This is a genomic window from Pseudohaliea rubra DSM 19751 (assembly GCF_000764025.1).
Taxonomy (GTDB): Bacteria; Pseudomonadota; Gammaproteobacteria; order Pseudomonadales; family Halieaceae; genus Pseudohaliea; species Pseudohaliea rubra.
Map to the genome: position 1 here is coordinate 56,662 of NZ_KN234760.1, position 6,000 is coordinate 62,661.

The window sequence follows — 6,000 nt, forward strand, 5'->3', positions numbered from 1 at the left end:
TTGTGACACTAATGTGAAAAGCCCGGCAACCGTGCCAGACCCCTGCCCTGCCGGCAGTACGCAAGGCGCCAGGGGTGAGTGCGGATACATCTCTCACAAGGCGTGTATCGGGGAGCGACCCGGCCGGGTCAGGCTGAGAGAAGTATCCCGCACTCACCCCGGAACTCTACGAGCAACCCGGCTTCCGCCTGGCGCCCGGGCTCAGGACACCGTCGAGCGGTAGTAGTCCATGAGAATCTGCGCCACCTCCGGCCGGGAGAACTCGGGCGGCGGGGCGACCCCGCGGCTGAGCATATCGCGCACGGCGGTGCCGGACAGGAGCACGAAATCCTCCTTCGTATGGTCCGGCGCATCGCGCATCATCACCACCCGGTCGAGCTTCTTGCTGTAGGCCGTGTGATCCGCGCGATAGATCTCCAGCGCCAGGGCACCCTCGGGCACCTCGTCATCGAAGATGTCCTGCGCATCGAAGCCGCCGTAATAATCGCCGACGCCGGCGTGATCGCGGCCGACAATCAGGTGCGTGCAGCCACAGTTCTGGCGGAAGACCGCATGCAGCACGGCTTCCCGGGGGCCGGCGTAGAGCATGTCGAAACCGTAGCCGGTGATCATCACTGTGTTCTCGGGGAAGTATACGTCGACCATCTTGCGGATCGCTGCATCGCGCACGTCCGCGGGAATGTCGCCGGGCTTGAGCTTGCCGAGGAGCATGTGCACGAGGATGCCGTCGGCATCGAGATCCTGCAGGGCCATGCGGCAGAGTTCTTCATGGGCCCGGTGCATGGGGTTGCGGGTCTGGAAGGCGACGACCTTTTCCCAGCCGCGGGCGGCGATCTCGTCGCGGATCTGCACGGCCGTGCGGAAGGTCTCGGGGAAGTCCTTCTCGAAGTAGGAGAAGTTCAGCACCTGAATAGGGCCGGACACAAGGCGGCGGCCAAGGGTGGTGAAGGTGGCCACGCCGGGGTGCTCCGGGTCCAGGGTGCGGAAGACCTTCGCCGCCATGGCCTCAACCTGCGCGTCCGTTACCGGCTCCACGGCGCTGACATCCATGATCGCAAGCACCGGATTGCCGTCGACGTTCGGGTCGCGCAGGGCGATGCGCGTGCCGGCCTCGATGCTCCCGTCATCGGTGAAGTTGAGGATGGGCACAGGCCAGAAAAGGCCCTCTTTCGTGCGCAGGGTCTCGGCCACGGACAGGGCGTCGGCGAGGTCCATGAAACCCGGCAGCGGATTGAAATAGCCGGCACCGAGCATCACCGCGTTCGCGGCGGCCGCAGAGTTGAGGAGCAGGCTCGGCAGCCCCTCGGCCTCTTCGGCCAGGGCGGCGCGCGCCGTCGCGTCGGCGACGTAGCGGGGATTGAGCTCCTGGGAGCCGTGGGGCTTGATCATGGTCGGTCTCCTTGGGTGTTGAGGGGCCGGGGCGCCGTCAGGCGGCGGGAATGATGCCGCGCTCACGCAGCAGCGCCAGGATCGCTTCCACCTCTTCCTCCAGCGACTGCTGGTCGGAGTGCAGGTGAAGCTCCGGGTTCGCCGGCGCCTCGTAGGGATCGTCGATGCCGGTGAAGTTCTTGATCTCCCCGGCCCGGGCCTTCTTGTACAGGCCCTTCGGATCCCGGGCCTCGGCCGCCTCGAGGGAGCAGTCGACGAAGACCTCGATAAACGGCAGGCCGGCTTCCTCGTGCAGCGCACGAACCTTGTCCCGGTCCGCGGCATAGGGGCTGATGAAGGAGCTCAGGGCGACGGCGCCGCAATCGACAAACAGTTTGGCGACCTCGCCGACGCGGCGGATGTTCTCGGCGCGGTCCTCGGCGTTGAAGCCCAGATTGCGATTGATGCCCAGGCGCACGTTGTCGCCGTCGAGGCGATAGGCGAGGACGCCCTGTTCATGGAGAACGCCCTCGAGAGCGACCGCCACGGTGCTCTTGCCGCTGCCGGACAGCCCGGTGAACCAGATCGTGGCGGCGCCGTGGCCCAGCAGTTTGCCGCGCTCGGCGCGACCGATATCACCCTCGTGCCAGTGCACGTTGGTGGCTTTTTGTTCCGTCATGTAGGCAGGTCCTTATCCGGGCCCGCTCCGGGCAGGGGAGCAGGCATCGCGCGGGCCCCTCAGGCCCAGTAGTAATCAACGAGCGACAGCACCAGCAGGGCGCCCACCAGCGGCAGGATCCAGCGCCGCAGTCGCGCCAGCTGCCCCGGACTCGGGGGCCGCCCATAGCGCTCCCCCAGCAGCACCAGCAGGGCGAGGGCGGCAAACAGCACCAGCAACACAAACAGCAGCTGCACGGCTCGAGGTCCCTCCGGGGCCAGTCGTCGCGACGTGGATGATAACACGGCCGCCGGGCGGCCTCACGGCTGGGCTCAGACCATCAGCACGCCCAGGCGAGCCATGGAAACGCGGTTGCCGCCGGCGAGCACGGCCTGGGCGAGCGCCGTCTCCGCCTCTGCCTGCAGGAGCACCGACAGCCGCTCGAGGTTCTCCGCCGGCAGGGTGTCCGGGGTCCAGGTAACAACGCCGATGCTGAGGGTGGAATAGAGCGCACCGCCGCGGCCGTCGTCAATGGCAAAATCCTCGATATCGCGGCACATGCGCTCGGCAATATCGTGACCGTGGTGCTCGCTGCAGGCCGGCAGCAGCACAGCAAACTTGTCGTCGGCGATGCGCGACAGGGAATCGGTCTCGCGCAGATCAGAACTCAAGCGCTGCACCACGCGTTTGAGGGCAAAGCGGCAGGCGGCCTCGCCATACTGACGATACAGATCCTCCTGTTCATCGAGGGTCAGGTACAGCAGGCTGATGGGCTGGGCGAAGCGCCCGGCGCGGGCGAGCTCCCGACCGAGGGCGCGGCGGAAAGCGCGCTGGTTGCCGACCGCGGTCACCGGATCCAGCAGCGTGTACTGATCCGCCTGCTGGTGCTGGCGGATACGCACGAAGGCGGCGGAGATGGACTGGGTGAGGCTGCGCATGAGCTCGTGGTCCGGGCGTCCGGCCTCCCACTGCGGCGAGCGCAGGCCCCAGTGATAGCTTCCGAGAAGGTGCCCTGCCTCGATCAGCGGCATGAGCACCGCGCCGCCGGCCTTGTCGTCCCAGGCGAGGATGCGGAACATGCGCTCGTCGCCGAACTCCACCACCTCCACCTGGGGCACAGCCAGGTACAGGCTCTCGAGGTCGAAGGGGTCCACGGCGAGTTGCAGGCAACGCTGGCCGAGCAGGCGCTCCGGCAGCAGCGCGGCGAGTTCACCGTCCGGGTCCGCCAGCTGGAGCTCGGCGGCGGGCAGCCCGAGGCGCCGGGGCAGCTCGACGACCAGGAAATCAACCAGCTGGCCGAAGTCCAGCTTGCCCTGGAGGCGCTGATGAGCATGGAGCACGTGCTCGAAAAGCGCCCGGTCAACGCTCACGCGTTCCCCGGCGCGTCGCGCCCCAGCCTGCTGCCTCGTTTCTCTCACGCCGTGGCCCCCGCTCGCCGAGCATGCGAGTTTACACCGCCGCTCGCGCGGCCGTATACTCAGCGCCTGCCAAGGGGTGGCCACGGCCTGAGACGCTCTCGCGAGCGAACCCTTCGAACCTGAACCGGACAATACCGGCGTAGGGATGGTGTCGAAGGTCCGCCGTGGCCGCCCTCCCCCCGCCGTCGAGGGAGGATCCCATGAAGCACCCTGTCACCCTAAGCCGCCCCGGCCTGCTTGCCCTGGCCTGCCTCGCCGCCGGCGCGGGCGCAGCCCCCCTCGAGGAAATCGTAGTCACCGCGGAGCTGCGCAACACGCCGCTCCTCGAGCAGAGCGCCAGCACCAGCGTCGTCGACAGCCGCACCATCCGTCAGCGCGCCGCCCGGCACCTCGAGGATGTCCTCAACCTGGCGCCGAACGTCAACTTCGCCGGGGGCAGTTCCCGCGCGCGCTTCTATCAGGTCCGGGGTATCGGCGAGCGCTCCCAGTTCGTTGAGCCGCTGAACCCCTCCGTGGGCCTGCGTATTGACGGCGTGGATTTCTCCGGCCTCGGCACCGCCGCCCTGCTCTTCGACGTGGAGCAGGTGGAGGTCCTGCGCGGGCCCCAGGGCACGCTGCACGGCGCCAATGCCCTCGCCGGCCTGATCAACCTGCGCACGGCCGCCCCGGCCGCGGAGACCGGCGGGCGCATCGAGGTCAGCGCTGCGGACTACGACACCCGCACCCTCGGCGCAGCCCTCACGGGGCCGCTCACCGACACGCTGCGCTACCGGCTGAGCCTCGGCCACAACGAGAGCGACGGCTACATGGACAACGCCTGGCTCGGCCGCGACGACACCAACAACCGCGACGAGACCAACGCCAGCGCCAGGCTGCGCTGGCTACCGGATACCCGCAACAGCGTCGACCTGCACCTCTTCGCCGTCGATGTGAACAACGGCTACGACGCCTTCTCCCTCGACAACACCCGCAGCACGCTCTCGGATCAGCCGGGACGCGACACCCTCGAGGCCCTCGCGGGCAGCCTCAAGTGGCACCGGGAAGGCGATGCGGTGGACCTCGAGACCTTCCTCAGTGTCGCCAGCACCGACACGGCCTACGCCTACGACGAGGACTGGGCTTTCGTCGGTATCGCCCCGGAGCTCGAGTACAGCTCCTTTGACGAATTCCGTCGCGAGCGCGACAGCGTAAGCGCGGAAGTGCGCCTATCTTCAAGGCAGCCGCTTGTGCTCCTCGGCCGGCCCACGGAGTGGGTGGCGGGCCTCTATGGCCTCAGCGACGACGAGACGCTGCGCCGCCGCTACACCTTCCTGGCCAGCGACTTTAACAGCCGCTTCGAGGCGCGCACGGCCGCGGCTTACGGCCAGCTGGATGTTGCGCTCAGCGACGTACTGACCCTGACCACGGGCCTGCGCGTCGCTCACCGCACCATGGACTACGGCGACAGCAACGGCGTGGACGCCACGCCCTCGGACGATCTCTGGGGCGGCAAGCTGTCCCTGGCCTGGGACCTCGCCGACGGCGGCCTCCTCTACGCCAGCGTGTCGCGCGGCTACCGCGCCAGCGGCGTCAATGCCGGCGTACTGGCCACAGACCCGGGCTCCGTGAACGACGGCGCTCCGGTGCTCGCCGCGAACACGACCTTCGACCAGGAGCGGCTCTGGAACTACGAGCTCGGCCACAAGGCGCTGCTCGCCGACGGCCGGCTCTCCAGCCGCCTGGCGCTGTTCTGGATGGATCGGCAGGACCAGCAGGTCCGCGGCTCCCTGGTGCTGCCCCGGCCCGATGGCAGTACGGCCTTCATCGACTACACCGACAACGCCGACACCGGTACCAACCTCGGCCTCGAGTGGGAACTCAACTGGCAGCCCACGGACAGCCTGGCGTTCTTTGCCAGCCTCGGCCTGCTCGATGCCACCTTCGACGATTATGTGAACGCCGCCGGCGACGACCTCGACGGCCGCGACCAGGCCCACGCACCAAACTACCAGTACGCTGCGGGCGTCACCTGGACGTCGCCCGGCGGCTGGTATGTGCGCGCGGAAGCCGAGGGCAAGGACGGCTTCTATTTCTCGGACCGGCACGCGGCCCGCGCCGGTGCCTACGACATTTTTCACCTGCGCGGCGGCCTGCGCACAACGCACTGGGACGCCTCCCTCTGGGTGCGCAACCTCGGCGATGAGGATTACACCATCCGCGGCTTCGGCAGCTTCGGCAACGACCCCCGCAAGGGTTATGCGGTGGAGCCCTACTACCAGTATGGCGAGCCCCGCGTCCTCGGCGGGAGCGTCGCCTACCGGTTCTGATGCCGCCCGCGCTCGCTGCGGCGCTCGCGACCTGCCGGGCCTGGGCGATTGAACCGCGGCCCCCCGGGAGTCCCCGGGTGCTGCGCCCGCTGCCCGGCGGTGAAAGCAACGACAGCTGGCTCCTGGCCTGGGGCGATCAGCGCCTGGTGCTGCGCCTCGACGGCGTCGATCCGGCGGCGCCGGGGCTGAACCGGGCCGAGGAGTTCGCCATCCAGGGGGCAGCGGCGGCGGCCGGGCTCGCACCGACGCC

Annotated in this window: 5 protein-coding genes and 1 riboswitch; of the genes, 1 reads left to right on the top strand and 4 read right to left on the bottom strand. The window is 68.6% G+C overall.

Annotated features, from left to right (window positions below; all coding sequences use genetic code 11):
• Window positions 1–201 precede the first annotated feature (201 nt).
• From sat to HRUBRA_RS07785, 4 genes are all read right to left on the bottom strand, one after another.
• Window positions 202–1,389, bottom strand: a complete 1,188-nt coding sequence (gene sat, locus HRUBRA_RS07775) for a sulfate adenylyltransferase (RefSeq protein ID WP_035516083.1) — start codon at window positions 1,387–1,389, stop codon at window positions 202–204.
• A gap of 37 nt (window positions 1,390–1,426) precedes the next feature.
• Window positions 1,427–2,047 (bottom strand): adenylyl-sulfate kinase, encoded by a 621-nt coding sequence (gene cysC / locus HRUBRA_RS07780; RefSeq protein ID WP_035516085.1) that lies wholly within the window; start codon window positions 2,045–2,047, stop codon window positions 1,427–1,429.
• Between the two features lie 59 nt (window positions 2,048–2,106).
• Complete coding sequence (locus tag HRUBRA_RS15285) at window positions 2,107–2,283, bottom strand: hypothetical protein (protein ID WP_154664297.1); 177 nt, start codon at window positions 2,281–2,283, stop codon at window positions 2,107–2,109.
• Between the two features lie 75 nt (window positions 2,284–2,358).
• Window positions 2,359–3,396 (bottom strand): GGDEF domain-containing protein, encoded by a 1,038-nt coding sequence (locus HRUBRA_RS07785; protein WP_052094519.1) that lies wholly within the window; start codon window positions 3,394–3,396, stop codon window positions 2,359–2,361.
• Window positions 3,397–3,506: 110 nt separating this feature from the next.
• Window positions 3,507–3,607, top strand: a riboswitch (TPP riboswitch).
• 37 nt (window positions 3,608–3,644) lie between these two features.
• On the opposite strand from HRUBRA_RS07785, the gene HRUBRA_RS07790 reads away from it, so the two are divergent.
• Window positions 3,645–5,750, top strand: coding sequence for a TonB-dependent receptor (locus tag HRUBRA_RS07790; RefSeq protein WP_035516087.1), 2,106 nt, complete (start codon window positions 3,645–3,647; stop codon window positions 5,748–5,750).
• The last annotated feature ends 250 nt before the right edge of the window (window positions 5,751–6,000 follow it).

Excerpts from the sequence above, each read along its gene's own strand:
- sat (WP_035516083.1), bottom strand. The coding sequence starts at position 1,389 with ATGATCAAGCCCCACGGCTCCCAGGAGCTCAATCCCCGCTACGTCGCC.
- cysC (WP_035516085.1), bottom strand. The coding sequence starts at position 2,047 with ATGACGGAACAAAAAGCCACCAACGTGCACTGGCACGAGGGTGATATC.
- HRUBRA_RS07790 (WP_035516087.1), top strand. The coding sequence starts at position 3,645 with ATGAAGCACCCTGTCACCCTAAGCCGCCCCGGCCTGCTTGCCCTGGCC.